Source organism: Azospirillum griseum (genome assembly GCF_003966125.1).
GTDB lineage: Bacteria > Pseudomonadota > Alphaproteobacteria > Azospirillales > Azospirillaceae > Azospirillum > Azospirillum griseum.
In genome coordinates, this window is sequence record NZ_RXMA01000001.1 from 412,272 (window position 1) to 437,686 (window position 25,415).

A 25,415-nucleotide genomic window follows, 5' to 3' on the forward strand; every position below is an offset into this window, starting at 1 on the left:
ACCGGGGCGTCACGCAACGGTCATGGCTTCGACCGACGCGCGTCACACGCCGTTGCTATGCCGCTGGAAACACCCATCCACACACCCGGATGTGTCCTTCCTTTTGCGGAAAGCCGGTTCCATGACCCTGTCCCGTTTCCTGTCCGGCGCGTTGAGCGCCACGGCGGTCCTCGCGCTCGCCACCGCCGCCGTCGCCACCGCCGCCTTGGCCGACGAGGCCACGCGCTTTCCGGCCACGCTGGCCGGGCACGCCGCCTTGCCCGCCGCCACGCTGGTGCAGGCCCCGGCGGACGCCGGGCCGCTGTTCGCCACCGCCGGAAAATTCACCGCCGCCGACCGCAAGCGGGTGGAAGCGGTGGGCAGCCTGATCGCCACCTCCTTCGCCGCCGACCCCAAGGCCCCGCGCCAGACCGAGATCGGCCTGCCGGTCGCCGGTCAGGCCGTGCAGGGCTTTTCCGCCGTCGTGCCGCAGGGCAAGGACCGCTTCCTGGCCCTGACCGACAACGGGTTCGGATCGAAGGTCAATTCGGTCGACGCCCTGCTGATGGTCCACACGGTGAAGGCCGATTGGGCCAGCGGCGCGCTGACCCGCGACAACACCCTGTTCCTGCGCGATCCGAACAAGAAGGTTCCCTTCGCCATCGTCAACGAGAACACCACCAGCCGCTATCTGACCGGCGCGGATTTCGATCCCGAATCGTTGGTGGTGCAGAACGACCGCCTGTTCATCGGCGATGAGTTCGGCCCCTACATTCTGGAGCTGGACCGCGACGGCGTGGTGCTGGCGGTGCATGAGACGGTGGTGGACGGCAAGCCCGCCCGCTCCCCCGACCATTACCGCAACAACGGCCTGCCGCCGATCCCCGGCGCGGTGTCTTTCGAGGTCCGCCGTTCGCGCGGGTTTGAGCCGATGGGCGTGTCGCCGGACGGCAAGACGCTCTATCCGGCCCTGGAAGGCCCGCTGTGGAACGCCGACGCCAAGGGTTTTGAGAACAAGGACGGGCGTCTCTACACCCGCGTGCTGGAGTTCAACGTGGAGACGCGCGCCTACACCGGCCGTTCCTGGAAATATCTGCTGGAGGACAACGCCAACGTCGTCGCCGACCTGGCGATGATCGACGCGGGCAGCGCCCTGGTGATCGAACGCGACGACACCACCGAAGGCAGCGCCGCCCAGGCCTGCAAGGGCGCGGTGACGCCGACCTGCTTCAACGCCCCGGCCAAGTTCAAGCGGATCTACAAGATCGACCTCAAAGGGGCCGACGCCGACGGCTTCGTCCGCAAGATCGGCTACATCGACCTGACCGACATCGCCGATCCCGACCACAAGGCCCGCATCGGCGAGGCGTCCGACCGCTTTGTCATGCCCCATCTGGGGCCGGAGGGCGTGGGCATCGTCGACGCCGACCACATCGTGGTCGTCAACGACAACAACCTGCCCTACTCCACCGGGCGGACCATCGGCAAGGCCGACGGCGACGAGATCGCCTTGCTGAAGGTCAGCGAGCTGTTGCGGGCGCGCTGACCCGACGCGGTCGCGTCAACAGGGTGAACTGAGCACGGTGAACTGGGACCGGGACCAGCGCCGTTCCTCCCGCATTCGTGATGGGGGACGGCGCTGATAGCCCTTGTTCCGCCGCAATTGCCGGTACAGTGTGGGCGACTTTTCGTCTTCGTCCGTCGCATCGGGAGACCGCCCACCATGCCGTCGTTGTTCCGCTCCACCCTTTTTGCCCTGCCCATCGCCGCTGTTGCGCTCGCCGCCACGGTTCTGACCCCGGCGACGGCCAAGGCCCAAGCGGCGGCGGTGGACGACGCCCAGCGCGCCGCCATCGAAACGGTGATCCGGGATTATCTGATGAAGAACCCGGAAATCATTCTGCAAGCGGTCGAATCCCTTCAGCAGCGGCAGAAGGTTGCGGAAGCGGAACGATCCAAGCGCGCCCTGGCCGACAATCAACAGGCCCTGACCCGCAACCCGGCGGACCCGGTCGCGGGCAACCCGCAGGGCGACATCACCGTCGTCGAGTTCTTCGATTACCAGTGCGGCTATTGCAAGGCGGTGCAGGCCGACGTCCAGCGCCTGATCAAGGACGACAGCAAGCTGCGCTTCGTCTTCAAGGAGCTGCCAATCCTCGGCCCGGCGTCGGTCGTCGCCGCGCGGGCGTCGCTGGCGGCGCGCGCGCAGGGCAAATATCTGGAATTCCACAACGCCCTGATGGGCCAGCGCGGCCAACTCGACGAGGACATCATCCTGCGTCTGGCCAAGTCGGTTGGCCTGGACACCGAAAAGCTGAAAAAGGACATGGGCAGCCGCGAGGTCCAGGGCGTCATCGACGACAATCTGGCCTTGGCCGAAACGCTGGGCATCCACGGCACGCCCGGCTTTGTGTTCGGCACCGAACTGATCCCTGGCGCGATCAAACTGGACGAGATGAAGCGTCTGGTCGCCGCCACCCGCAGCAAGAGCTGAGAGGGATCGTTTCATGACCGGAACGAAAGCATCCCCCTCCATCGTCGTCTTTGACGTTGGGCAGGTGCTGATCGAATGGGATCCCCGCCACCTCTACCGCGACCTGTTCGACGGCTATGAGGATCTGATGGAGGATTTCCTCACCGCCGTCTGCTCCCCCGCCTGGAACATGGAGCAGGATCGCGGCCGCCCCTGGGCGGAGGCGGTGGCGCTGCTGACCGCAGAACACCCGGATTGCGCCGAGTTGATCCGCGCCTACGACGAGCAATGGGAACAGATGGTTCCCGGCCCGATCCCCGGCACACCGGAGATTCTGGCCGCGTTGAAGGCGCGCGGGGTTCCCGTCTACGCCATCACCAATTTTTCCGCCGACAAATTCGCCCTGTCGCAGAAACGCTTCGATTTCCTGAACAGCTTCGACGGCATCGTTGTGTCCGGCGTGGAAAAGGTTATCAAGCCGGACCCGAAAATCTACCACATCCTGTTTGATCGTTACGGACTCGATCCGAAATCCTGCCTGTTCATCGACGACAGCGCCGCCAACATCGAAACCGCCCGCGCCGTCGGCATGACCGCGCATCACTTTGTTGGCGGGGCCGAGACGTTGCGGGCGGAATTGGAAGGTTACGGCCTGCTGTAACCGGGGCCTGCTCTGACCAGCGCGGGGCCGTCGCCACGGCGATGGCCCCCCCCTCACGCGGCACAAGACGCGGCGGGTTACTTGGCCGCTGCGTCGCGATCGGTGGCGGAATTGTAGGCGTAGGTCTTCCAGGTCGGTTCATAGCCGTCATCGGCCTGGTTGCCCCACACCGACCAGTTGGGCCGCGCCCCGCGCGCGAACAACTCCAGATAGGGGCCGGGGCTGCACGCCTCGATCAGTTCATACTGTTCGTCGGGCTTGCGGCTGTGCTCGCGCTTGCGGGTGCTGATGCAATTGACCTGGGTGCGGCCCGGCGGCAGGGTGCGGGCGTTCTTGCCGCGCACGCCGAACAGGATCAGTTCGGTCACGTTGCGGAAGTAGAAACCGACCCCGCGCCCGTCCGACCCGCCATCCTTGCGGATCTTGTGCCAGACCAGATTGGTTTTGTACTCGAACCCCCAGGCGTTCATCACCTGCAAGCCTTCCGGCAGCAGCGCGTTGGGAACCCACAGATAGAGATGGGCGGTGGGGGCGGCGATGTCGGCCACCGGCAGGGCGCAGATGTCGGCGATGGTCATGGTGCCATAGCGCGACAGGCGGCGGTGCTCCGGGGCCATCTTGCCGGTGCGGTTCACGAACCGCCACGGCGGATCGGCCATCACGGTGGCAAAACGCCGGTCCCCGGCGAAGGACACGAGATCCTGAACGGGATCTTGCGCCGTCGTCACCGTTGTCGTCGTCTCGCTCATCGCGTCCTCAAACAGAACCCGAACGCCGGTCGGCGCCCATCCATGGAAGGGGTGCAAGCTCGCACGCGGGCACCACCCCCGTCAACCACCGCCCCGGCCTTGCCCGGACAAAAGCGGAACAGCGGCAGGCCGATCAACCACCCCCGCTCAACCATCCTCAGCTCAGTCACCCTCGGCCTCGACGAAGCGGCGCAGCGCCGCCAGGTCGGCCACCATCACGGTGCCGCCCTGGCTGTCCACCCCGACCGGGCGCAGCTTCGCCAGCGCGCGGGAGAAGGTTTCCGGCTGCATGCCCAGGCGGCGGGCGATCAGCGCCTTGTCGAACGGCAGGGCGAAGCTGGCCGCCCCCTCCCCCGCCGGGCAGAAGCGCAGCAGAAAGGCGGCGACCCGCTGCGGCGCGGGCTGAACCTGCAACTGCTCGATCTGCGTCACCAGATGGCGCAGGCGCAGCGACAGCGACCCCAGCATGCCAAAGGCGATGCGGTCATCCTCGCGCAGGCAGCGGGCGAAGCCGTCGGCGGTCAGCGTCATCACCCGCGCGTCCGTCACGGCCTCCGCACAGACGGGGAATTTGCCGTCGGCGAACATGGCGGCTTCGGCGAAGCTCTCCGCCGGGCCGATGACGTGCACCACCGCCTCCGCCCCCTCGCGGGTCAGGCGGAACAGCTTGACCCATCCCTCCAGCAGCACAAAAAAGCGGTCCGCCGGTTCATCCTGGACAAACAGGGTCGCCCCCCGCGCCACCGCCCGCACCTGCGCGACCCCGGCCAACAGGGTCAAGGCCCGGTCCGTCAGCTTGGCAAAGAGCGGAATGGCGCGCAGCGCGGCCAAATCCTGCGCCGACAGGCTGTTCGGCGGCCAGGAACGGTTGGGCACTGGTGAGTCGGTCATGGTGACGCTCCCGATTCGGGGGACAGGCGGCGGTTGGCGAAGGCCCCGCTGCGGGCCAGCATCCACAGATTGACCGTCATGCCGACCACATCGGCCAGCATGCCCGGCACCGACCCCAGCAAGACGCTGTGGGTGAACCAGCAGGGCAAGGCCAGCGCCATGAACAGGCGAAAGCGCAAAACCCCGGTCTGGTAACGCGCCACGCTGACCAGCGTCATCGCCAGCGCGGCGAACAGCGAGGGCCAGCCGTTCCAGGTCATCGCCATCAGCCCGGCGATCACCGGCAGAATCAGCAGATAGGCGACACGGAAATTCGGGCGCGTCCCCAACGGAATCGCCGCCACCCCTTGCAGCACCGCCAGCAGATTGAGCGCGGCCCCGGTGACGCCGCCCAACAGCCAGAAATGCACCATGAAGAACAGCGATGGGACCAGTTGGGCCAGCAGCAGGGCGACCCGGCCGTGAAAGACCGGCCACAGCATCGCGCTGACCGTTCCCAGATAGCCGATGATCTGGGCGGTGGACAGATCCAGCGTGGACCAAGCGGAAAAATCGGGCATCGGCGTCACACACCCGGCGGTCGCGCGGCACCGGACGCGGTGCCCCTGGCAAACGGAATCTGTCGGGAAACGGGGTCTGCTGGGGTCCGGGAAGCCGCTGCGGTCAAACCGGCACCGCCGCAACCCCGGGCCGACGCCCCGGCACCCTGAACGGCGTTGGTCCCAGAGGTGAACGGATCATCAGAGACAAAAACGCACGGCACCGCCTTGCGGAGCGCCGTGCGTTGACACCGACCCGAAGGCCGATGGTGGGTTCGACAAACCGGACAGCGTGGGCTGAAACCAGCGACAGGCCGTCCGGCGTCAAAACCGAGCCGAGACCTTAGAGATACTCGACCTTGCCCGCTTCCGGACCCTTCTGGCCCTGGCGAACGGTGACGCGCACCTGATCGCCTTCCTGAAGGGTTTGCATACCCGAGCGGCGCAGCACGTTGACGTGAACGAACACGTCCTTGCCGCCGGTGCTCGGCGTGATGAAGCCAAAGCCCTTGTCGGCGTTGAACCACTTCACGGTGCCGTTGACTTCTTCGCCACCGGCGTCGTAACCGCCACGGTCGTAACCGCCGCGATCAAAACCGCCACGGTCGAAGCCGCCACCGCCCGCGCGCGGCGGACGGGGGGAGCTTTGGGCCGTCGAGGCGTCCACCGAGTGGATGGAGGCAACCTGCGGACCCTTCGGCCCACGGGCCAGATCGCAGGAGATGGTGGTGCCTTCGTCGAGCGCGTCGTAGCCGGCGGCCTGAACCGCAGAGACGTGCAGGAAGGCGTCGGGCGAACCGTCCTCAGGCGACACGAAGCCGAACCCCTTGGTGGGGTTGAACCACTTCACGGTGGCGGTGACGTTGGACTTGGTGATCTCGGGAGCGCGGAAGCCCTGGCGGGGCGGGCGATCGAACATGTGTCTTCAAGCTCATAGAGTGTGCCGAAGGTCCTTTGTCACAGGGATCGGACGATCCGTCAAGCCCGCCAAAAGAAAGAGACCTGATTCTCTTTCATTTGTCGCAGGCTCCTCCCCGATGTTGCGACGCACAAGAACAAACCGCCCAACATTGCGCCAGGCCGAAACCATGGACTCCGCTTGACTTGGGGCCTCTCCGCCCATGCCCCATCGGCCACCGGAATGACGCGCGCGTCGACTCGCGTCCGTGCGACCAGGGCGGGTGCCGTCGCGCCCGGTTGCAGGGGATAGGAACTATGACGATGGTAAACTGTTTGGGAATCATATTGACGTAAGCGTCAAGTCACCATACCGTCACGCTCGAACAATCCGCCCGCTCCCGCGCGTCGCACCGCGCCGGAGACGAGGCGGCCAAGCAAGCGGGCCGGAAACAAGGCCCCACACACCGCGCCGGGGGAGCCGCATGACCACCACACCCATCACACCGCCCGAAATCCGTCCGCACGCCATCGGCACCGCCGCCACAGGACGGGGCTTCCGTCCCGTGCCGGTGGTTCGCCCGCGCGTCTGACGCGGCACCATCGACGGACCGCGCGACGCCGCCGCGTCGCCCCGCACATTCGCCGCTTGGGCCGCGCCACACCGGTGCCGACCCCCGCCGCCGCCGTTTCGGCCGGACCGCTTCCGGTCGGGTCACGGCCGATGGCGGGGAACGGCGGCCTGTGGCCGTCGCCCAGGTCTGACGCTCGCCTCCAGCCCCGTTGGGAGACTGGTCCCGTGATGCTTGCGCTTTCGCGCACCCTTGTGTGCGCCGCCGCTCTGCTGGCGATTCCCGCCCCTGGACACGCCGATGTGACGGCCAAGGATGTCCAGGTCGCCGCCCGCACCTTCGGCTTTCTCGCCACCAAACCCACCGGGTCGCTGACCCTGGCCATCGTCTACGCCCCCGCCATCGCCGACTCCAAGGCGGAGGCCGACGCGCTGTCTGGCCTTCTCGGCAGCGGTCTGGCGGCGGGCGGGGTGACGCTGGTTCCCTCGCTGGTCCCGGTCGATCAGCTCGCCAAGCTCGCCGGTGCGGGCGCGGTCTTCGTCACCGCCGGTCTGTCGGCCCACCAGGACGCGGTTTTTGCCGCCGCCAAGGCCGCCAAGCTGCTGACCATCGCCACGGACATGGGATGCGTGCAGTCCGGCAAATGCGTGCTGGGCGTGCGGGCCGAACCCAAGGTCCAGATCGTCGTCAACAAGGCCGCCGCCGAAGCCTGCCAGATCGGCTTCCAGCCCGCCTTCCGCATGATGATCAGCGAAATCTGAGATCAGCGAAATCTGACCGCCGCGCCGCCCCTTCCGTCAAAGGACCACCACCCATGCCCAGCCACCGCCCGCGCGCGACGGACCGCCTGCGCGCCATTCTCCGCCCCGGCACCGCCACCACCGCCGCCGTCGCGCTCCTTCTCGGCGGGATTGCCGCCCCGCTGTCCAGCGCCGGGGCGCAGGCCATCGACCATGGCGCGCTTGAGGCGCTGTTCGGCGAGCCGGTGACGACCTCCGCCACCGGCAAGCCGCAGCGCGTCAGCGAGGCCCCGGTGACGATGGACATCGTGACCGCCGACGACATCCGCCGCGCCGCCGCCACCGACATTCCGGGCATCCTGCGCCAGTTGGCGGGAATCGACGTGTGGGAATGGGGGCGCGGCGCGTCCGACGTCGGCGTGCGCGGCTACAACCAACCCTATTCGCCCCGGCTGCTGGTGCTCATCAACGGCCGTCAGGTCTATCTCGACCATTACGGGATGACGGCCTGGAGCACCCTGCCGGTGCAATTGGCCGAAATCCGGCAGATCGAGGTGGTGAAAGGCCCCAACACCGCCCTGTTCGGCTTCAACGCCGTGTCGGGCGTCATCAACATCATCACCTTCAACCCGCTGTACGACACGGTGTCGAACGCCACCGCGCGGGTGGGCACGCCGGGTTACGCCGAACTGTCGGCGGTGCGCAGCGTCAAGCTGGGCGACCGCATCGGCCTGCGGCTGTCGGCGGGCGGGACCAGCGCCGACGCCTTTGACAAGCGGGTGCGCGCCGACGACCGCCAAATCCTGACCAAACCGCAGCGCCGCGCCTTCAACGCCGACGGGCTGATGCAGGTCAACGATCATTCCCAGCTTGGCGTCGAACTCAGCTACTCAACCGCGCGGCAGAACGAGTTCTTTCCGCAATGGGAAATGAACATCGCCGATTACCGCACCCTGTCGGCCAAGGCGACCTACGCGCTCGACAGCGACCTTGGGCAGGTGGAGGCCTCGCTCTATCACAACATGCTGAAGGTGGACGTCGACAGCGCGTCCTTTCCGATGCTGAACGTGACAAACGGGGTCACGGTGGCCCGCGTGCAGGATCTGTTCAAGATCGGCACCGACCACAGCGTCCGGCTGGCCGGGGAATACCGGCACAACGCCATGGACAATGTGGCCATCAGCGGGGGCAACACGTCCTATTCGGTGTGGTCGGCCAGCGGCATGTGGGATTGGGCGATCACCGATCAACTGGCGCTGACCAACGCCCTGCGCCTGGATCATCTCCGCCTGGACCGCAAGGGCGCGACCACGGTCTATGGCGAGCAGGCCTATGACCGGACGATGACCAAGCCGTCCTTCAACACCGGCCTCGTGTTCAAGGCGACGCCGCAGGACACCGTCCGGCTGTCGGCGGCGCGCGGGCTGCAAATCCCGACCCTGATCGAATACGGCTATTCCGAATCGCGGGTGGTCGGCATCGATCCGCGCAGCGGCCGACCGATCCCGGGGGCCTTTTCCGGCAACCCGAACCTGAAGCCGACCACGGTGATGAATTACGAGCTGTCCTATGACCGGACGCTGCCATCCATCGACGCCGTGGGCCGGGTCAGCCTGTTTTTCCAGACCTCCGACAACATCAAGGCGCTGCCCGGCTACACGCCGACCCGGCTGCGCGGCGGGGTTCTGCCGGAATTCACCTTCACCAACGTCGGCAAATCCCAGGCCTGGGGGCTGGAAGCCGGGCTGAAGGGCAAGATCGGCGGCGATTGGCGGTGGGGCCTGAACTACACCTTCGAACGGATTCGCGACCGGCTGACCGTGAACACGACGGCGATCACCAACTCCACCGAATTCGGGCGCGAAACCCCGCACCACAAGCTGAACGCGTCCATCGGCTTCACCGCCGGGGATTGGGAGGGCGACCTCTACGCCCGCTATTCGACCTCCTACGACATGCTGCGGCGGTCCGACAACGCCCGGCAGACGGTCTATGACCGGGTGAAGGTCCCGTCCTACGTCACGCTCGACACCCGGCTTGGCTACAAGCTGACCGACGCCACCACGGTTGCGCTGCAGGGAACCGCGATCACCCAGACCGCCTACCGCCAAACCTCCGGCCCGGCGGTGGAGCGTCAAGTCTTCCTGACGCTCAGCACCCGGTTCTGACGCCCACCTGATTGACCCGCCCCCACCGTCACCCTCGGGAGATCGCCATGGCCCGCTTCCGTCTGTCGCTGTCGAATCTGCCTTTTGCCGCCAAATTCGCCCTGGCACCGGGCCTGGCGGTGTGCCTGATGGCCAGCGTTGCGGCGGTCGGCTGGAGCGGCCTCGGCACCCTGGTCGGCGAGGTGCGCGCCATCGTGGACCGCAACATGGTGGCCAGCACCGACCTGTCGGCCTTCGCCGGTCGGGTGCAGCGGATCAACGGCGCGCTGTTCCAGACGATGACCGAGCAGGCGGCGGGCATCGTCCAGGGCAGCGCCGCCGACCGGCTGGGGCAGCTGGCGCGGGACGTCGATGGCGTCGTCCAGGATCTGGCGGCGTTCAAACAGCGCGCCGCCAGCCCGGAGATCGACGCGCTGGTCGACCAGATGACCGGGGAACTGACCACCTACAAGGGGGCGGTCGAGTTCGTGGCCGCGATGCTGGAGATCGATTTCAACAGCGCCGTGTCCTTCCTGCGCCCGTTCGAGGCCAACTACACCCGGATGATGGCGCTGATCGGCGCGGCGGTGGACGGGGTCGTCCGCGATTCGCGGGCGCGGGCCGAACGGTCGGCGGAGGAGGCCGAGCGGCTGAACGCGCTGTTCGTCGGCACCACCCTGCTGGCGGCGCTGATGGTGGCGCTGTCGGCCGGGTGGGTCGGCGGGGCCACCACCCGGTCGATCCGCCGCATCGCCGAGGCCACCGGGCGGGTGGCCAAGGGTGGGGAGGCGGGCAATCTGCGCGCGTTGGAGCGGCGGGACGAGCTGGGGGCCATCGTCGGCTCGCTGGAGGTCTTCGCCGAACACGTCGCCCGCTCCCAGGCCAGCGCCGCCCAGCACGAGGAGTTGCGCTTGCGGGCCGAGATCGAAAAGCGCCGCGCGCTCGACGAACTCGCCTCCACCTTCGAGGCCAGCGTGCAGGGGGTGGTGGACAGCGTGTCCGCCGCGTCCGGCCAGGTGCGCGACAGCGCCGAGCGGATGTCCGACACCGCCCGCCACACCAGCGCCCAGGCCGGGCGGGTCAACGGCGCGTCGGCCACCGCGCTGGAGAATGTCCGGCAGGCCGCCGACACCGCGCGCGGGCTGGCCGAGGCCACCGACAGCATCGGGCGGCAGGTGCAGGAGGCCGCCGACATCGCCCGCGCGGCGGTGGGCGAGGTCAACCGCACCAACAGCACGGTCGAAGGGCTGTCGCGGGTGGCGCAGCGGATCGGCGAGGTGGTGGACATGATCAGCGGCATCGCCAAGCAAACCAACATGCTGGCCCTGAACGCGACCATCGAGGCCGCCCGCGCCGGGGAGGCCGGGCGCGGCTTTGCCGTGGTGGCGGTGGAGGTGAAAAGCCTCGCCACCCAAACCGGGCAGGCCACCGACGAAATCGCCAACCAGATCAGCGCCATCCAACAGGCGACCTTGGAGGCGGTGGACGCCATCCGTGGCATCGACCGCACCATCGTCCGCATGAGCGACATCGCCGTCGGCGTGGCGTCGGCGGTGGAGGAGCAGAACGCCGCCACCCGCGACATCGCCCGCGCGGTCGCCCTGGTCGCCGACCGCACCCACGCCGTGTCCGACAGTTTGGGCGATTTCACCGTCGCGGCGGACGAAACCGGTCGCTCCGCCTCGGACATCCTCGCCAGCAGCGGCGTCCTGGCCGATCAGGCGCGCGTGCTGCAAGGCTCGGTGCGCGGCTTCCTGGCCCGGGTGCGCAACGCCTGAGATGCGAAAAACGGCGAGATGCGAAACGCCTGACCAGGGCAATCGCTTGAAGCGCCGTGCACCCGGTCAAAACAAGAATGGACACAGATTTCACGGATTTTTTCGCGGATTTCGCGGAACACGCCCCAGAGCTGCCCGGTTTTGCGATCTTGCGGCACGCCTCATGGCGGGATGCAGGAAGCATTTGGAGTCGAAAATCCGTGTAATCCTATATTTTTTCCGTGAAATCCGCGTCCATTCTTGTGTGCGTGACGATGAGCGTTCATTCAAGCGATTGCCATGAACGCCTGACCCGCCCCTTGCCGCTTTGGCCCGGATCGGCTAACGATTCGCTTCCCCTGGGCCGCCGGATGACGACGACGCGATGCTGGCACGCTGCCGCAGCTTGAACGACCGTTGGGGGTTGGCGCTGTCGCTGGTGCTGGCCCTGGCGCTGTTCGTGCGTCTGGCCGCCCCCGTCTTTGGGGCCGCCGACCGGGCGGGCTATGTCGCGATTTGCAGCGGCAGCGAGATCGTCTATGTGCCGGTCACGGCGACCGGCGAACCGATTGCCGACCCGGACACCGCCAAACCGGGCAAGGGTGATCCGCAAGCGACCCCGCCGCTGCACAGCCCGTGCAGTTGGCTGGGCCAATACGCCGCGTTGCTGCCCGATGTGCTGGGTCTGGCGCTGCCCCTTGACCGGATTCGGACGCCGGAGCCGCAGGGCCACGCCACCGCGCCGCCGCTGCGCTCCGCCAAACCCTTCCACTCCCAAGGTCCGCCACCGCCGTCAGCCTGACGCAACCCGCCGCCCGAATCCCGCAAGGCTCCCACAGGGACTCCCTGGACGGACTCCCCCTCGGGCGGTTGCTTCCCGCTGACCGAACGGACCCATTTCCATGTCGCAAGCCCTCACCGGCGGAGCCATCGGCTCCGCGCTGTACCGCGCCGTCTGGCGCTGGCATTTCTTCGCCGGTCTTCTGATTCTGCCCTTCGTCCTGGTGCTGTGCGTCACCGGGGCGGTCTATCTGTTCAAGGACGAGATCAACGACGCCCTGTACAAGGACATGCGGATCGTCACGCCGATGACGACCGCCCAACTCTCCCCGTCCGAACTGGTGGCCAAGGCGCTGGCCGCCCACCCCGGCACGCTGAAGGGTTACGCCCCGCCCGCCGCCGCCGACCGCGCGGCGGAGGTGCGGATCATCGGCACCGACGGGGTCAAGGACGCCCTGTTCCTCAACCCCTACACCGGGCAGGTGCTGGGCAGCCAATGGGACGCCGGTTTCGCCGGATCGCCCGCCATGCACGTCGTGCGCAAGCTGCACAGCCTGCAATATGTCGGCTGGGTCGCCGAACGCGTCATCGAAGCGGTGGCGGGCTGGATGGTGCTGATGAGCGTGTCCGGCGTCTATCTGTGGTGGCCGCGCGGACAGGCCGGGGGCGTCGTGACCGTGCGCGGCGAACCGGGCAAGCGCGTGTTCTGGCGCGACCTGCACGCCGTCACCGGCATCGTCGTCAGCGGCTTCATCGTCTTCCTGGCGATGACCGGCCTGCCCTGGTCGGGCTATTGGGGCAAGCAATTTTACGCCGCCGCCTACGCCGTCGGCATGGGCATGCCCGATGGCTATTGGGACAAATACCCGGTCTCCACCGTGCCGCTGAAGGACACGATCGACCGCGCCCCCTGGATCGTTGAAAACCAACCCACCCCGTTGTCCACCACCGCAACCGGCGTCCCGGCCAAGCTGGACGATGTGGTCAGGACGGTCAACGCGCTGGGTCTGGCGGCGGGCTATGTCATCGCCATCCCGACCAAGCCGCAGGGCGTCTTCACCGCGTCCGTCTACCCCGACGACATCACGCAGGAACGCGTCGTCCACCTCGACCAATATTCCGGCAAGGTGCTGTTCGACATGCAGCTGAAGGATCTGGGCCTGTTCGGGCGTCTGGCCGAATGGGGCATCAGCATCCACATGGGCCAAGCCTTTGGGCTGGCCAACCAGTTGGTTTTGCTGGCGGCACTGCTCGCCACCATCCTGATGACGGTGTCGGGCGTGGTGATGTGGTGGAAGCGCCGCCCGGCGGGCACGCTGGGCGCGCCAAAGCTGCCCGCCAACGCCCAGGTGCCCAAGGTTCTGCTGGGCATGGCGCTGGTCGCCGGACTGTTCTTCCCGATGGTCGGCCTGTCGATGCTGGCCTTCGCCGCGTTCGAACTGATCGGCCACGGCGCGCGCCGCCTGCGCACGGCCTGATCGGACGGGCGCAGGACGGACGTCCAACGAAAAAGGGCCGGAGCAATCGCTCCGGCCCTTTTCTCATCTCACAGCGTCCGGCGTGCAAACACCGGACGGCGGTCGATCAACGCAGGTTGCCGCAGGCGCGTTGGATGCGGCGGCAGGCCTCTTCCAGCGCTTCGGTGCTGGTGGCGTAGGAGATGCGGAAGTGCGGGGCGAGGCCGAAGGCCGACCCCTGGACCACCGCAACGCCTTCCGATTCCAGCAGGTAGGTGACGAAATCCTCGTCGGATTCGATCACCTTGCCGTCCGGCGTGGTCTTGCCGATGGTCCCGGCGCAGGACGGGTAGACGTAGAACGCGCCTTCCGGCTTCGGGCAGCTCAGGCCGGTGGCCTGGTTCAGCATCGACACCACCAGATCGCGGCGCTGGCGGAACACCTCCGCACGCTCCTTGATGAAGTCCTGCGGGCCGTTCAGCGCCTCGACGGCGGCGGCCTGGGCGATGGAGGTCGGGTTGGAGGTCGATTGGCTCTGGATGACGCCGATGGCCTTGATGAGGTCCTTCGGGCCACCGGCGTAGCCGATGCGCCAACCGGTCATCGCGTAGGACTTCGACACGCCGTTCACCGTCAGGGTGCGGTCGTACAGCGACGGTTCGACCTGGGCCGGGGTGACGAACTCCAGACCGTCATAGAGCAGGTGCTCGTACATGTCGTCGGTCATCACCCAGACATGCGGGTGCTTCACCAGCACGTCGGTCAGCGCCTTCATCTCGGCGCGGGTGTAGGCGGCACCCGACGGGTTCGACGGGGAGTTCAGGATCAGCCACTTGGTCTTCGGCGTGATCGCCTTTTCCAGATCGGCGGGCTGGAGCTTGAAGCCCTGTTCGGCCGGGCAGGACACCGTCACCGGGGTGCCTTCCGCCAGCTCCACCATGTCCGGGTAGCTGACCCAGTAGGGGGCCGGGATGATGACCTCGTCGCCCGGGTTCAGCGTGGCCATCAGGGCGTTGTACAGCACCTGCTTGCCGCCGACGCCGACCGTGATCTGGTCGGGCGTGTAGGTCAGGCCGTTTTCACGCGCGAACTTGGCGCAGATCGCCTTCTTCAGCGCGGGCGTGCCGTCCACGGCGGTGTATTTCGTGTCGCCGGTCTCGATCGCCTTGATCGCGGCGGCCTTGATGTTGTCGGGGGTGTCGAAGTCCGGCTCCCCGGCGCCCAGGCCGATGACGTCACGACCGGCCGCTTTCAGCTCGCGGGCTTTGTTGGTCACGGCGATGGTCGGCGACGGCTTGATGCGGGACAGGCGGGACGCGAGAATCGACATGGCGGCAGGCCCCCTCAGGGCAATGGGTGGGGATGGGTGGTTCGGGTGTCCCGCCCCAGCGGCGAGACGCCGGACCTTACTGCCGCATCACCGGCGTTGCAAGGTTGACTCCGCCACAATTCCGCAGCCCAAAGCATCGTCCCACGCGGGGCAAAGCGCCGTTCAGCCCGCGTTCAGACTGCCGCGCTTACACAGAACAGGCCACTTCGTGCCGTGGAATCAGGCGGTTGCCGGGGCGGCCACGGCTTGACAGGGTCGGTTGCCCCATGCCTATCGTTTCGCTGTTCCTGCGTGTTCATCCAATTCGTCCAATGATTTGAGGATCAGGCTCACCATGCTGACCCGCATCGCTTTCGCGGCCACCGCCGCCTTTTTGCTGACCAGCGCCGCCATCGTCGCCCCGGCGGTTGCCCAGGATCCGATCAAGGCCCGCCAGGCCGGGTTTGAGGATCTCAAGAAGGCCATGGGCGAGATCAAGGACGCGCTGGGCAAGGACAAGGCGACCGCCGCCGCCCCCGTGGCCACCCGCGTCGCCGCCTTCGCCAGCACCATCCCCAGCCTGTTCCCGGCCGGGTCCGACAAGGGCAAGACCGGGGCCAAGGAAGTGATCTGGGCCAACTTCCCCGACTTCACCGCCAAGGCCAAGGATCTGGAAACCGCCGCCACCGCGCTGGCCGCCGCCTCGGCCACCGGTGACAAGGCCGCGACCGGCAAGGCGTTCGCGGCCTTGGCCGACACCTGCAAGGCCTGCCACCAGCGCTACCGCGCCGATTGATCGCTGTCGGCGAGTCATGGAAAAGGTTGCCCCCGTCCGGTCCGCCGGACGGGGGTTTCTGTTTGGGTCGGCCCGTCGTCCAGCCGTCGTCCGGCCCCCGTCAGCCCGCCGCGCGCACCACCAGCGACACCAGCCCCAGCGCGGCCAGCAGAAGGGTCAGCGCCAGCAGCGGCGAGGCCCGGCGCGGCTCGTCCACCGGCGGTTCGCCCAGCGCGTGCGGCACGCGCTTGCGCCCGGTGATCATCGGGCCGATCAGATTGTCTTTCTTGACCAGCAGATAGACCAGCACCGCCGCGACGTGGACGGCGATCATCAGCAGCAGGCCGTTCGGCAACAGCCGGTGCAGCGTGCTCAGCGCCTTCACCGTGCCCTCGGCCACCAGCGGGACCAGCGGGCCATCGACGACCACATCGTCGGTGGTGAACAGGCCGCTCGACGCCTGGACCAGCAGCACCAGCAGCAGCGCCACCACCATCAGGCCGCCCAACGGGTTGTGGCCCAACGTGACCGGGGCCGCACCCGGCGTGCGGCTGTTGGTGAGATAGGCCAGCACGGCGCGCGGTCCCCTGATGAAATCGGTGAAGCGCGCGGTCTGGCTGCCCACCAGCCCCCAGACCAGGCGGAACAGCACCAACCCCAGAATTGTTTCCCCGGCCAACATATGAATCGACAAGGCCCCGGCCTTGCCCGACACGATCGCCACGGCGACCAACAGCACCAGCGCCCAATGAAACAGGCGGGTCGGCAGGTCCCACACCCGGATGTCGCGCGCGCGTTGCTCCCGAGTCGCGGTATGACCACTTGCCATCGCTCGATCCTCGCCGTGTTGCCCAGCTTCGGGACTGGAAAATGGGGATGTTTCTTTTGCGGCTGATCCTGAAAAGCCGTCCCGTTTTTGGTGACAAAGACCGTATCGGCTGTCAACACGCTTGATGGTATGGCCGCACGGCGGATATGACTGGTCGCAAGATCGGCCCGCGCACCCGCCCGAGGCTGACGCCCGTTCGCATCCGCGTTTCCAGACATCAGCCCCTCAAAACATCAGCCACAAGGACCCCGTCCATGCCCGACAAACAGCTCCTCCACCTCGTGTTCGGCGGCGAACTGGTGCGCCCGGACACCGACCAGTTCGTCGATCCGTCAAAGCTGCACATCGTCGGCATCTTCCCGAGCTATGACGAGGCGTACAAGGCGTGGCGCGGGGCGACCGGGCAGACCATCGACGACGCCCACACCCGCTATTACATCGTCCACCTGCACCGCTTCCTTGATCCGAACGCGGGCCATCAGGACGGCGACCACCATCATTGATGGGATGGCGGGCGGCGCGTCACCGCCGCCCGCCCGCCGGTTCGCCGTGTTATGTCCCGTAGTTTCGTATTTTAAAAACACACCGCCTCGAACGCGCGCCCGCTCAGGCCGGTTCCGGCACCGCGAGGCTTTTCAGGCGCTTGCTCAGCAGGTCCAGCGCCGCGTCGGCGGGGACCGGCCGCCCGGTCAGCCAGCCTTGCACCTGGGTGCAATTGTGGTGGCGCAGGAAATTGGCCTGCTCGGTCTTCTCCACCCCTTCGGCCACCACGTCCAGCCCCAACATGTCGGCCATGGCGATGATGGTGGACACGATGCTGGCGTCCTCGCGCTCCTGCGGGACGCCGTTGATGAAGGAGCGGTCGATCTTCAACGTGGTGATCGGCAGCTTTTTCAGATAGCTCAGCGACGAATGGCCGGTGCCGAAATCATCCACCGCCACCCGGATGCCCATCGCCTTCAGCGCGGCCAGCACGCTCATCGCGTGGTCGATGTCCTGCATCACCGCCCCTTCGGTGATTTCCAGCTCGATCAGTTCGGGCGGCAGACCGTGGCGGTCGACGATGCGGCGGAAATCCTCCGCCGTGCGGTGGCGCAGATGGCGGGGGGAAATGTTGACCGCCACCGGGACCGGCCGCATCCCCTGATCCAGCCACGCCCGTTGCTGGCGGCACGCCTCGTCCAGCACCCAATCGCCCAGCGGCACGATGAAGCCGGTGTCCTCGGCCACCGGGATGAACTCGCCCGGCGACACCATGCCCTGCCCCGGCACGTCCCAGCGCAACAGCGCCTCGAAGCCTTCCAGGCTGTAATCGATCAGCGACACCTTGGGCTGATAGTGCAAACGGAACTGGCGGTTGACCAGGGCGGAGCGCAACTCCCCGTCCAGGGCCAGATGGCGGCGGGCCTGATCGGCCAACTCTTTGCGGAAAAAGGCGTGCCGCCGCCCGCCCAGCCGTTTGGCCGCGTACAGCGCGGTGTCGGCGGCGCGGATCAGCTCGTGCGGCTCCTCGGTGTGGTCGGGGAACAGGGCGATGCCGATCGCGGTGCGCACATAATGCTCGTTCCCGGCCAGGATGACCGGGCGGTCGAAGGCGGACAGGATGCGGTCGGCGATGACCGCCGCCTCCGCCCCGTCGGCGATCTCCTCCAGGATGATGGCGAAATCGTCGGTGCCGATGCGCCCGACCACATCGGACGCCCGCACCGCATCACTGACCCGCCGCGCCACCTCCTGCAACAGCGCGTCGCCCGCCTGATGGCCCAGCGTGTCGGTGACAAGCTTGAAGCGCGACAGATCCAGGCACATCACGGCAAAGCGGCGGTCGTGACGGCGGCAGCGTTCCACCGCCGTTTCCAGCATGGATTCGACCATCGCCCGGTTGGGCAGGCCGGTCAGCCGGTCGCGCGTGGCCAGCCGCATCAGCTCGCGCTCGTGCCGCAGCCGCTGCGTCATGTCGGTCAGGGCGCAGACATAGCCGCGCTTGCCCTGCACCACCAGCGGCGACACCGAAATCGCCGCGTCCACCCGCCCGTCGGCGCGCGGAATGCCCAGCGCCTCGGCCCGCAACAGTTCGCCAGCCCCACCGGCCCCGGCCAACAGGGCCTGGACGCGGCCCCGGTCGGCCTCAACAAACAGACCGGCCAGCGCCCGCCCCGGCAGCGAGTCCCCCGCCACCCCGAACAGGGCGACCGCCGCCGGGTTGTGCTCCTCGATCCGGCCATGCTCGTCCACCAGGACAATCGCCTCGCTGACGTTGTTCATGATCCCGGCCAGCCGCTCGTCCCGCTCGATCAGCGCGCTGGCAGAACGGCGGAAATACTCCATGGCGCGGGCCATCGCGCCGAACTCGTCGCGGCGGTGGCGGCCCGGCACGTCCACATCGGTCCGCCCCTCGGTCAATTGCCGCATGCGGGCGGACAGCGCCTCGATCGGGCCGACGACGTTCTGCGACAGATAGAGCGAAAAGGGCCAGCTCAGCACCAGCAGGGCCAGCAGGAACAGGATGAAGGCCGCCGCCTCCATCAGAAATTCACGGTCGATGTCGTCGATGTTGGCGGCGGCGGCGACCACCCACCCCCACGGCTCGAAGCGGGTCTGGCTGATGACCGCGTGGGAAAAGGGCGGCCAGCCCGCCGGTGCCGTTCCATCGGTGAAGACGGTCAGGTGAAAGGGGTCGTTCCCCAACGCGCGCAAGGCCAAGCGGGCGCGGGCCTGCGCCTCCTCACGCGGAATCGCCCCGCTGGCCGCCTCGCGGTCCAGATCGTTCAGCATGGTGCGGGAGGATTCGACGAGCGCGCCCGCCATCCGCTCCCGCTCGGCGATCAGGCCATGGCGCAGCAGATACAGCGCCGGAATGGCCGCCATCAGGCAGCCAATCAGGCCGATCCAGGTCAACCAGCGTATCTTGCGGCGAAGCGTCATCTGGCCCCGGCGAGGCTCCCCTGACCATCAGTCACACGGATGGTGTCTGTGCGCAGCGCAGGTTCGCTGTTTTGTTTCAAACCTGCAATCGCAATCTTGTTTGCAAACGCAACATTATCATGCAAGACCAACCTTGATTGGCGAGATGCGTCAATCGGCCTCGCGTCATGGTGTCACCCTGGCAAGCCCCCGACGACGCTGCCGCGATCACCCCGCCAATCATGCCCGTTCGCTCCCTTACATCCGGGTGGGGTACAGGCGTTGGAACCCGTCGGTGACGCGGGCGATCACCGCCGGGTCGCGGTCCCGCCAATAGCGCGGGTCGCGCATCAACGCCCGCAACTCCGCCTCGCCATCGGCGACGGTGGCCCGCCCCGGCCCCAGCGCCAGGGCCGTCGGCTCGGTCCCCGACATCATCGCGTGCAGGGCCATCACCCCTTCATAAGTGGTGGACAACCCTTCGACGGCGGCGGGCGGCAGATTCTTGCCCGCCCAGGCGAGAAGCTGGCGCGACACCTCCCGCCATTTCTCTTCGCCGCCAAAGCGGGCGACCAGCCGCTCGACCTCGCGTTCGGCCTGGAATTCAGCGGCGAGATGCTGGATCAACGGCATCATCCGCTCGGCGGCGAGATCATAGAGCAACTGCGCCTGACCGGGGGTGTAGCCCGCCTCGAACAGCCGCCCGTTGATCTCCGGGTCGGGCTGGAACAGGCCGTGGTCGCAGGCGATGCAATAGCCCTCCGGCGACTCGGGCGCGCCCAACGCCCGACGCAGCGCGACCGGATCGAAGGACGCCGGGTCCGGCGGGCTGTTGGCGGGCGACGCGACCGGGGCCGCCACCGACAGGCGTCGCTCCAGCTCGCGATAGGATTTCAACAGGGCGTCCACCCGCAGCGCGCCGGTTTTCGGGTCGCGGAACTTCTCCGGGACCGCGTCGGGCTCGGCGGGCGGGGTGTTGGGCGGGACATCGGTCCCGGCACCGGTGCGGGGGGCGATCAGCAGATTGTCGGCCATCGGTCACACACTCCATTCTAACAGCAAGGAAAAGGCGGCTCAGGCCCGTTGCCCGCGCGCCGTCAGGGCCAGGATCACCGCCACCAGATGCCGTTGGCCTTCCAGATGGCGCAGCGCGGCGTCGGGAACGTCGGGGCCAAGGGCGCGGCCCAACGTCATCGCCCGCAGCGTGTCGAGCACCCGCTGCCCGTCCGGCCCGGCGAAACAACGGGCAAAGGCCGGGGCCGGATCGGCGGCACTGTCGGCGGCGGCGTTGGTGGATGCGTCCGGGGGCGTCACCCCGTTCAACCACCCCCACCCCGCCGTGGTGTCCAGGTTCGGTTCCAGGATGCGATCAGCCATGGACGCCCCCGGTCGCGGAGGACGCGGAGACAGGCGGAACCGTGGCGGGCGGGACGGCAGCGGGCGAAATGGCGGCAGGCGATGCCGGGACCGGCGGCGGCGCGTCCTCCGCCCGCATCAGCGTGGCCGGAACGCCAAAGGCTTCGCCCAGCCAGCGCGCGGTCGCGGCGGCGTCCACCGTGGCGGCGGCCTGCGGCCCCAGCTGCTGCACGGTGTCGAGCCAGCGCAGCGTCGCCCGCACATCGCGTTGCGCCTGGGCCTGGGCCAACGGGGAGCGGTGTTGCAGCGCCACCAGCCGCCCATCGACGGTGATGTCGGGAATCTCGCCCCGGCGGCGCAGGATGGCGACGGCGCGCAACAGCAGCGGCGTCAGCATCTCCGCTTGCAGGCGGCCATAGGTCGCCCCCAACAGCCGCGCCATCTCGGCGGACCGCTCCATCACCTCGGTCGCGGTCATCCGCGCCTGATCGACCGGCCCCAACCGATCCGTCAGCAGGGCGTGGCGAATGCGCGACCGCAGATCCTCGAGCACCAGTTGCGAGACGTCGAACCGCCCCGGATTGGCCAGCGGCGTCAACCCGGCGGACCCCACCGCCTTGGGGATGATCGTTCCCGGCACCAAGCGGATCGTCGCCGGATTCAACACGCCGTCGTCATCGGCCTGCCAGATGCTAGGGAAAAGCTGGCATTATGATTGCTATTCAACGGATTGAGTGCCGGACGGGGGAGCATGTAAGCGCCATGTAAGCAAGGTGTCGGCGGCATCGATCACGCTCTGTTTGGCACCCAGCCACACATCATCCCGTACGCTAGTATCTATAATATACATTGTGTTATCAATACGGTGGAAGCAAGTTCAATGGCTGCGGTAAGTAGGCACCTCTTTACGCAAACTTCCGATACGATTAAGCTCCACGCCCCGTCCTAAAGTTGACAGTGCTGCTATGCCATTTGTCCTTGAAGCAACCGTTCCCCCATCTGATTATGATTTTTTTGATCGTGGAGAACACGATTGTATGGCTCTCTGTTATCTTGGAGCAGACCAGGATAAGGGGACAACATACTTCGCCGCAGTAGCTCTTGCCCCTTACGCGCTGGATCGGCCCGAGTACCATTTTTATATCGTCGAAAGGAACAGTTTCACCGGTGAAGCTGTTGAGCATTGGACAGGCAGAAGCATTCATGATGAGTTTACGAAACAAGATCGATGGATGATACTAGGGATCGTTTGCTACCTAACCGAAACTATTTTGAACATAAAACGACCCAGACAGGTGGATAGGTGTACGTATGACCATAACCCCCCTGAAAAATCTATGGACAAACATTATATGATTTCTCGTGTCTTTGTTGGATGTGGGTACAAGGTGCTCCAATGTGACGACTGGAATGGAAAGCGCGTTTGGCTAGCAACGCTCGGGGATCCAGAAATCGTTTGATTCCCGCCTCGGATAGGCGCTAGCTATGTAAGTCAATGGAGAGTGAGCTATGAACAGGACAGACCAGATAGAGTTCTGCGAGAACGCCGAGGAGCGTGCCAGAGCGACGTTTGCGAAGTGGCGTGTTGACGCTTCGTTCGAGGCTGCCCTGAGCAAGTACGATCATAAGGCCCAAGAGGAACGTAAGGTCGCTCGTAGAGCATAACGTTAGCCTAGCTTGATCTCAGCAATAGCCGTAAGATATGGCCCCGCACTTGCGGGGCCGATTTTTTTGCTTTGGTCACACTAATTCTCGAAAGCCGTTAATATTCATTATATCACCGCAAATGGCAGCGGCGAAGTTGATGGCGACGACAAAAACAGCACCGTCAAACTAAGAACTCTTCGTCCTCCACGTCCAGATCGTAAATGGAGCCTCCCGCTTCACCGTGTTGCGCCAGCGATACGGCGATGGCGCAGGCAACGGCCCCGTCGATCCGCTCGCGCGCCTTGCCCTTGCTGAACAGGCGGTTTCCGGCCCGGTCGGTTTCCACCTGGATGTTGTCGAAGCACCAGCGCAACACCTCATGCCCGCCGTGCTGAAACTGTCGCCCGACGATGGCGCGCTCAAGCTCCTTGATGGCGGGGGCCATGGTGATCCAGCCTTGCCGCACCTCCACAGCCGGATAACCGTCCTCGGTCAGCGTGTTCAGGGTGGAGCGGGCAAGGTGGGGGTCGATCCCCACCGACACCACGTTGAAGCGGTCGCACAGGTCGCGGATGCAGTCTTCCACCGCGCGGAAGTCCACCACGTTGCCCGGTGTCGGCTCGATCAGGCCGTCATCCGCCCAGCGGACATAGGGCACGCCGTCGCGGTCCTGTCGGCCCCGCAGGTTGTCGCCAGGACAGAAGAAATGCGGCAGCACCGCATAGCCCGTCCCGACGCGCCAGCACGCCACCACCACCGTCAGGTCCGAATTGCTCGACAGGTCCACACCAAGCCAGCAGGGCGCGCCCGCCAGGGCGTCGAGGTCGAGCGGTTCGGCCCCTGCGTCATAGACCGACATGTCAACGAACGGGTCGGTCGAATGATCCAGCCACACGTTCAGGTGCAGTTGTTTGAACGCCTCCCGATCCGCCGGGCGGTTCTCCGCTTCACGGGCAAGCTGCCGCAAGCCGTCGATGTCGGGGAAGCCATGGGCCAAACCGGGGTTGGCGCGGAACCACACCCGTTCGTCGCGCCAATCGGCATCCGGGGCCGTCTCGAACAGGACGGGCAGCGTGCCGGGGTCGTCGATCTCGCCACGGGCGACGCGGCGGGCGTAATCCACGATGTCATGGGCGACGTTCTGTTGACCGCGCCCGGCGGTGGAGATGACCACGCACAGGGAACCGGGAACCTTCACCAAGCCGGTGCGGATCACGTCCCACAGATCGCGCTTGGGCCATGCGTGCAGTTCGTCCACCAGGGCAAAGGTGGGGGTCGTGCCGTGGGACCGGGCGGCGTCGCAGGAAATGGCGCGAAGCTGGCAGCCGGATTTCGGATGCTCGATCCGGTGGCGGTAGTCGATGAACCGCAGCTTGTCACCGATCCGGGCATCCTCCCGGCAGATACCGGCGGCTTCCTCAAAGCCGATTCGGGCTTGCTCCCGATCCGACGCGGCGAACAGCGCCAGCCCGCCGGGCACCCGCTCCGGGCCGATGGTGTGCAGCAGCCCCAGACCAGCGCCCAGGCTCGTTTTGCGCCCGCCGCGCGGCAGCAGCATGACGACGTTGCGCACGATCCGCCGCCCGTCCGGGTGGCGCGGGCCGTAGATGCGTCTGACCAGACGCTCTTGAAAGTCGTGAAGCTGGAACGCCCGCTTGGGCAGGGTGGATTTCGGGTGGCGCAGCAGGCGCAGGAAATCGACGGCGCGTTGCCCGTAGCCCAAGGGGTCGGGGATGTCGGAACCGTCAGAGATCCAAGCCGGATAGGTCGTCATCGTCGTTGTCCGTGGGAGCGGCCTTGTTGCGGCTGGCCGGGGTCAAGCCCAGTTCGGCAGCCAACCGGCGGCTTTCGGTCAGGGCCTGGAACATGGTCTGAAAGGCCGGGTGCCGCCGCACCTCGCCCTTGGCGCTGGTGATGGTGTCGCCTTCGGTGGCAAGGGTCGCCTGCATCCGGCGGACGGTGCCAGCGGCCAGACAGTAGGATTCCAACATGGGCAGGTCTTCGCGCGTCACCGTCTTGCGGGCGCGCAACCCCGGCACCACCCGCCGCCATTCGGCCTTGGCCTCGGTCGGCAGCCAGGACGGCGCGGGCGGCAACCGGGCAAGCCCGCCGTCAATCGCCTTCAACTCCGGTTTCCGTCCACGCATCACAGCACCCCTTATCCGATTTGCTCAATTCGCCTCTCTCGGGAGGAAGACCCCCATCCGGTACCGGCCCCTCTCCCCCGAAATTGGGAACCCCCTACCCCAACCCCTTGCGATCATGATGTTTTTCCGTGTGTCTTCCGGTTGTGGTGCAGGCGGCAGAGCGTTTGAAGGTTGGACGGGTCAAGACGACGGTCGGGCCGGTCCTTGATGCTGGCCTTGTGGTCCACGTCCACCCCCTCGGTTGCCCCACACACCACACAGCCGGGGTGCGCCTTCAGATGGGCACGGCGCAGACGGGACCAATCGGCGTCATAGCCGCGCGCGTGGCGATCCGGGCGGGCGGCTTCCACAGCCTTGGCGCAGCGTCGGCACCGTTGACCGGCGGGAATGACCGAACCGCATGTGCAGATGCGGGGAGCGGCGTAGGGCATGGCTCACCCCTTCACGTTCATTTCAATGCGCACCAACTCACCCCGCGCATAGACCGGCCCCACGGCCTCCACGTTCCGCATCGTGCCGCGAACAACCAGCGAGTCGCCTTTCCTCGGAACGCGCGGGTCTGGGGTGCCCGACAGACCGGAACCGCCGGGCCACTTCGCCCGCTCGATCTCCGTCGGTGACAGGATGACGAAGATGTCCGTCTGGGTGATGCTGCCGATCAGTTCTTGCGGCTTGTAGCCTCGCACGAAGGCCATGCATTCCACGTCCACGCTCGTGCGCGGGTTCACGCCGTAGAAGCGGCGCAACAGCACGGGTTCACCGGCCACGGCAAGAGCGCGGTCAAGGGCTGCAATTTCGGGAATCAT

General features: G+C 66.8%; 23 protein-coding genes and 1 pseudogene. 10 read left to right on the forward strand and 14 right to left on the reverse strand.

Annotated elements, in window-relative coordinates:
* Nucleotides 1-121: 121 nt before the first annotated feature.
* From EJ903_RS02025 to EJ903_RS02035, 3 genes are all read left to right on the forward strand, one after another.
* A complete protein-coding gene (locus tag EJ903_RS02025; protein WP_126611583.1) occupies nucleotides 122-1,525 on the forward strand; it encodes an esterase-like activity of phytase family protein in 1,404 nt (467 codons plus the stop codon).
* Between the two features lie 177 nt (nucleotides 1,526-1,702).
* On the forward strand, nucleotides 1,703-2,473 hold the full coding sequence (locus EJ903_RS02030; protein WP_126611585.1) for a DsbA family protein: 771 nt from the start codon (nucleotides 1,703-1,705) through the stop codon (nucleotides 2,471-2,473).
* A gap of 13 nt (nucleotides 2,474-2,486) precedes the next feature.
* Nucleotides 2,487-3,113, forward strand: coding sequence for an HAD family hydrolase (locus EJ903_RS02035; RefSeq protein WP_126611586.1), 627 nt, complete (start codon nucleotides 2,487-2,489; stop codon nucleotides 3,111-3,113).
* Nucleotides 3,114-3,190: 77 nt separating this feature from the next.
* Here the strand turns inward: EJ903_RS02035 and EJ903_RS02040 are convergent, their stop codons facing one another.
* From EJ903_RS02040 to EJ903_RS27965, 4 genes are all read right to left on the reverse strand, one after another.
* Complete coding sequence (locus tag EJ903_RS02040; RefSeq protein WP_126611588.1) at nucleotides 3,191-3,862, reverse strand: MT-A70 family methyltransferase; 672 nt, start codon at nucleotides 3,860-3,862, stop codon at nucleotides 3,191-3,193.
* Nucleotides 3,863-4,024: 162 nt separating this feature from the next.
* Complete coding sequence (locus tag EJ903_RS02045; RefSeq protein WP_126611589.1) at nucleotides 4,025-4,753, reverse strand: Crp/Fnr family transcriptional regulator; 729 nt, start codon at nucleotides 4,751-4,753, stop codon at nucleotides 4,025-4,027.
* The gene (locus tag EJ903_RS02050; RefSeq protein WP_126611591.1) at nucleotides 4,750-5,313 is read right to left on the reverse strand and encodes a YgjV family protein; all 564 of its coding nucleotides are present in this window, start codon (nucleotides 5,311-5,313) and stop codon (nucleotides 4,750-4,752) included. The genes EJ903_RS02045 and EJ903_RS02050 overlap by 4 nt, the downstream gene beginning before the upstream one ends.
* 322 nt (nucleotides 5,314-5,635) lie before the next feature.
* Complete coding sequence (locus tag EJ903_RS27965) at nucleotides 5,636-6,211, reverse strand: cold-shock protein (RefSeq protein WP_126611593.1); 576 nt, start codon at nucleotides 6,209-6,211, stop codon at nucleotides 5,636-5,638.
* A 777-nt stretch (nucleotides 6,212-6,988) separates the two neighbouring features.
* Here EJ903_RS27965 and EJ903_RS26910 point away from each other — a divergent pair.
* From EJ903_RS26910 to EJ903_RS02075, 5 genes are all read left to right on the forward strand, one after another.
* On the forward strand, nucleotides 6,989-7,522 hold the full coding sequence (locus EJ903_RS26910) for a YfiR/HmsC family protein (protein ID WP_158627857.1): 534 nt from the start codon (nucleotides 6,989-6,991) through the stop codon (nucleotides 7,520-7,522).
* A 53-nt stretch (nucleotides 7,523-7,575) separates the two neighbouring features.
* Nucleotides 7,576-9,669 carry a TonB-dependent receptor plug domain-containing protein gene (locus EJ903_RS02060; RefSeq protein WP_158627858.1) on the forward strand — a complete coding sequence of 698 codons (2,094 nt, stop codon included), beginning with the start codon at nucleotides 7,576-7,578 and terminating at the stop codon, nucleotides 9,667-9,669.
* A gap of 47 nt (nucleotides 9,670-9,716) precedes the next feature.
* Nucleotides 9,717-11,426, forward strand: coding sequence for a methyl-accepting chemotaxis protein (locus tag EJ903_RS02065; RefSeq protein WP_126611597.1), 1,710 nt, complete (start codon nucleotides 9,717-9,719; stop codon nucleotides 11,424-11,426).
* A gap of 364 nt (nucleotides 11,427-11,790) precedes the next feature.
* Nucleotides 11,791-12,207 (forward strand): hypothetical protein, encoded by a 417-nt coding sequence (locus tag EJ903_RS02070; protein WP_126611599.1) that lies wholly within the window; start codon nucleotides 11,791-11,793, stop codon nucleotides 12,205-12,207.
* Nucleotides 12,208-12,307: 100 nt separating this feature from the next.
* The gene (locus EJ903_RS02075; RefSeq protein WP_126611601.1) at nucleotides 12,308-13,663 is read left to right on the forward strand and encodes a PepSY-associated TM helix domain-containing protein; all 1,356 of its coding nucleotides are present in this window, start codon (nucleotides 12,308-12,310) and stop codon (nucleotides 13,661-13,663) included.
* 106 nt (nucleotides 13,664-13,769) lie between these two features.
* Here the strand turns inward: EJ903_RS02075 and EJ903_RS02080 are convergent, their stop codons facing one another.
* A complete protein-coding gene (locus tag EJ903_RS02080) occupies nucleotides 13,770-14,972 on the reverse strand; it encodes an aspartate transaminase (RefSeq protein ID WP_126611603.1) in 1,203 nt (400 codons plus the stop codon).
* A gap of 334 nt (nucleotides 14,973-15,306) precedes the next feature.
* Here EJ903_RS02080 and EJ903_RS02085 point away from each other — a divergent pair, with 334 nt between their 5' ends.
* The gene (locus EJ903_RS02085) at nucleotides 15,307-15,747 is read left to right on the forward strand and encodes a c-type cytochrome (protein ID WP_126611605.1); all 441 of its coding nucleotides are present in this window, start codon (nucleotides 15,307-15,309) and stop codon (nucleotides 15,745-15,747) included.
* Nucleotides 15,748-15,847: 100 nt separating this feature from the next.
* On the opposite strand, the gene EJ903_RS02090 is transcribed toward EJ903_RS02085, so the two are convergent.
* A complete protein-coding gene (locus EJ903_RS02090) occupies nucleotides 15,848-16,555 on the reverse strand; it encodes a cytochrome b/b6 domain-containing protein (RefSeq protein WP_126611608.1) in 708 nt (235 codons plus the stop codon).
* Nucleotides 16,556-16,809: 254 nt separating this feature from the next.
* On the opposite strand from EJ903_RS02090, the gene EJ903_RS02095 reads away from it, so the two are divergent.
* Complete coding sequence (locus tag EJ903_RS02095) at nucleotides 16,810-17,058, forward strand: DUF4170 domain-containing protein (RefSeq protein WP_126611610.1); 249 nt, start codon at nucleotides 16,810-16,812, stop codon at nucleotides 17,056-17,058.
* Nucleotides 17,059-17,161: 103 nt separating this feature from the next.
* On the opposite strand, the gene EJ903_RS02100 is transcribed toward EJ903_RS02095, so the two are convergent.
* From EJ903_RS02100 to EJ903_RS02135, 8 genes and pseudogenes are all read right to left on the reverse strand, one after another.
* Nucleotides 17,162-19,480, reverse strand: coding sequence for a putative bifunctional diguanylate cyclase/phosphodiesterase (locus EJ903_RS02100; protein WP_126611612.1), 2,319 nt, complete (start codon nucleotides 19,478-19,480; stop codon nucleotides 17,162-17,164).
* A 237-nt stretch (nucleotides 19,481-19,717) separates the two neighbouring features.
* A complete protein-coding gene (locus EJ903_RS02105; RefSeq protein ID WP_126611614.1) occupies nucleotides 19,718-20,494 on the reverse strand; it encodes a capsid assembly protein in 777 nt (258 codons plus the stop codon).
* Nucleotides 20,495-20,533: 39 nt separating this feature from the next.
* A complete protein-coding gene (locus EJ903_RS02110) occupies nucleotides 20,534-20,836 on the reverse strand; it encodes a Bbp19 family protein (protein ID WP_246015095.1) in 303 nt (100 codons plus the stop codon).
* Nucleotides 20,829-21,506, reverse strand: a pseudogene (locus EJ903_RS02115) (portal protein); the annotation flags it as partial. The gene EJ903_RS02110 and the pseudogene EJ903_RS02115, both read right to left, overlap by 8 nt.
* Before the next feature lie 1,137 nt (nucleotides 21,507-22,643).
* On the reverse strand, nucleotides 22,644-24,236 hold the full coding sequence (locus EJ903_RS02120; protein ID WP_126611616.1) for a terminase large subunit: 1,593 nt from the start codon (nucleotides 24,234-24,236) through the stop codon (nucleotides 22,644-22,646).
* On the reverse strand, nucleotides 24,208-24,609 hold the full coding sequence (locus EJ903_RS02125) for a phage terminase small subunit P27 family (protein ID WP_126611618.1): 402 nt from the start codon (nucleotides 24,607-24,609) through the stop codon (nucleotides 24,208-24,210). The genes EJ903_RS02120 and EJ903_RS02125 overlap by 29 nt, the downstream gene beginning before the upstream one ends.
* A gap of 113 nt (nucleotides 24,610-24,722) precedes the next feature.
* Nucleotides 24,723-25,040, reverse strand: coding sequence for an HNH endonuclease signature motif containing protein (locus EJ903_RS02130; RefSeq protein WP_126611619.1), 318 nt, complete (start codon nucleotides 25,038-25,040; stop codon nucleotides 24,723-24,725).
* Nucleotides 25,041-25,043: 3 nt separating this feature from the next.
* A complete protein-coding gene (locus EJ903_RS02135) occupies nucleotides 25,044-25,415 on the reverse strand; it encodes a hypothetical protein (RefSeq protein ID WP_126611621.1) in 372 nt (123 codons plus the stop codon).

Bases quoted from the DNA above. Each gene is read 5' to 3' on its own strand.
- EJ903_RS02095 (WP_126611610.1), top strand. From the start codon at position 16,810: ATGCCCGACAAACAGCTCCTCCACCTCGTGTTCGGCGGCGAACTGGTG.
- EJ903_RS02060 (WP_158627858.1), top strand. From the start codon at position 7,576: ATGCCCAGCCACCGCCCGCGCGCGACGGACCGCCTGCGCGCCATTCTC.
- EJ903_RS02025 (WP_126611583.1), top strand. From the start codon at position 122: ATGACCCTGTCCCGTTTCCTGTCCGGCGCGTTGAGCGCCACGGCGGTC.
- EJ903_RS02030 (WP_126611585.1), top strand. From the start codon at position 1,703: ATGCCGTCGTTGTTCCGCTCCACCCTTTTTGCCCTGCCCATCGCCGCT.
- EJ903_RS02035 (WP_126611586.1), top strand. From the start codon at position 2,487: ATGACCGGAACGAAAGCATCCCCCTCCATCGTCGTCTTTGACGTTGGG.
- EJ903_RS02040 (WP_126611588.1), bottom strand. From the start codon at position 3,862: ATGAGCGAGACGACGACAACGGTGACGACGGCGCAAGATCCCGTTCAG.
- EJ903_RS02110 (WP_246015095.1), bottom strand. From the start codon at position 20,836: ATGGCTGATCGCATCCTGGAACCGAACCTGGACACCACGGCGGGGTGG.
- EJ903_RS02135 (WP_126611621.1), bottom strand. From the start codon at position 25,415: ATGATTCCCGAAATTGCAGCCCTTGACCGCGCTCTTGCCGTGGCCGGT.
- EJ903_RS27965 (WP_126611593.1), bottom strand. From the start codon at position 6,211: ATGTTCGATCGCCCGCCCCGCCAGGGCTTCCGCGCTCCCGAGATCACC.
- EJ903_RS02120 (WP_126611616.1), bottom strand. From the start codon at position 24,236: ATGACGACCTATCCGGCTTGGATCTCTGACGGTTCCGACATCCCCGAC.
- EJ903_RS02130 (WP_126611619.1), bottom strand. From the start codon at position 25,040: ATGCCCTACGCCGCTCCCCGCATCTGCACATGCGGTTCGGTCATTCCC.
- EJ903_RS02085 (WP_126611605.1), top strand. From the start codon at position 15,307: ATGCTGACCCGCATCGCTTTCGCGGCCACCGCCGCCTTTTTGCTGACC.
- EJ903_RS02105 (WP_126611614.1), bottom strand. From the start codon at position 20,494: ATGGCCGACAATCTGCTGATCGCCCCCCGCACCGGTGCCGGGACCGAT.
- EJ903_RS02065 (WP_126611597.1), top strand. From the start codon at position 9,717: ATGGCCCGCTTCCGTCTGTCGCTGTCGAATCTGCCTTTTGCCGCCAAA.
- EJ903_RS02070 (WP_126611599.1), top strand. From the start codon at position 11,791: ATGCTGGCACGCTGCCGCAGCTTGAACGACCGTTGGGGGTTGGCGCTG.
- EJ903_RS02100 (WP_126611612.1), bottom strand. From the start codon at position 19,480: ATGACGCTTCGCCGCAAGATACGCTGGTTGACCTGGATCGGCCTGATT.
- EJ903_RS02090 (WP_126611608.1), bottom strand. From the start codon at position 16,555: ATGGCAAGTGGTCATACCGCGACTCGGGAGCAACGCGCGCGCGACATC.
- EJ903_RS02075 (WP_126611601.1), top strand. From the start codon at position 12,308: ATGTCGCAAGCCCTCACCGGCGGAGCCATCGGCTCCGCGCTGTACCGC.
- EJ903_RS02050 (WP_126611591.1), bottom strand. From the start codon at position 5,313: ATGCCCGATTTTTCCGCTTGGTCCACGCTGGATCTGTCCACCGCCCAG.
- EJ903_RS02080 (WP_126611603.1), bottom strand. From the start codon at position 14,972: ATGTCGATTCTCGCGTCCCGCCTGTCCCGCATCAAGCCGTCGCCGACC.
- EJ903_RS02045 (WP_126611589.1), bottom strand. From the start codon at position 4,753: ATGACCGACTCACCAGTGCCCAACCGTTCCTGGCCGCCGAACAGCCTG.
- EJ903_RS02125 (WP_126611618.1), bottom strand. From the start codon at position 24,609: ATGCGTGGACGGAAACCGGAGTTGAAGGCGATTGACGGCGGGCTTGCC.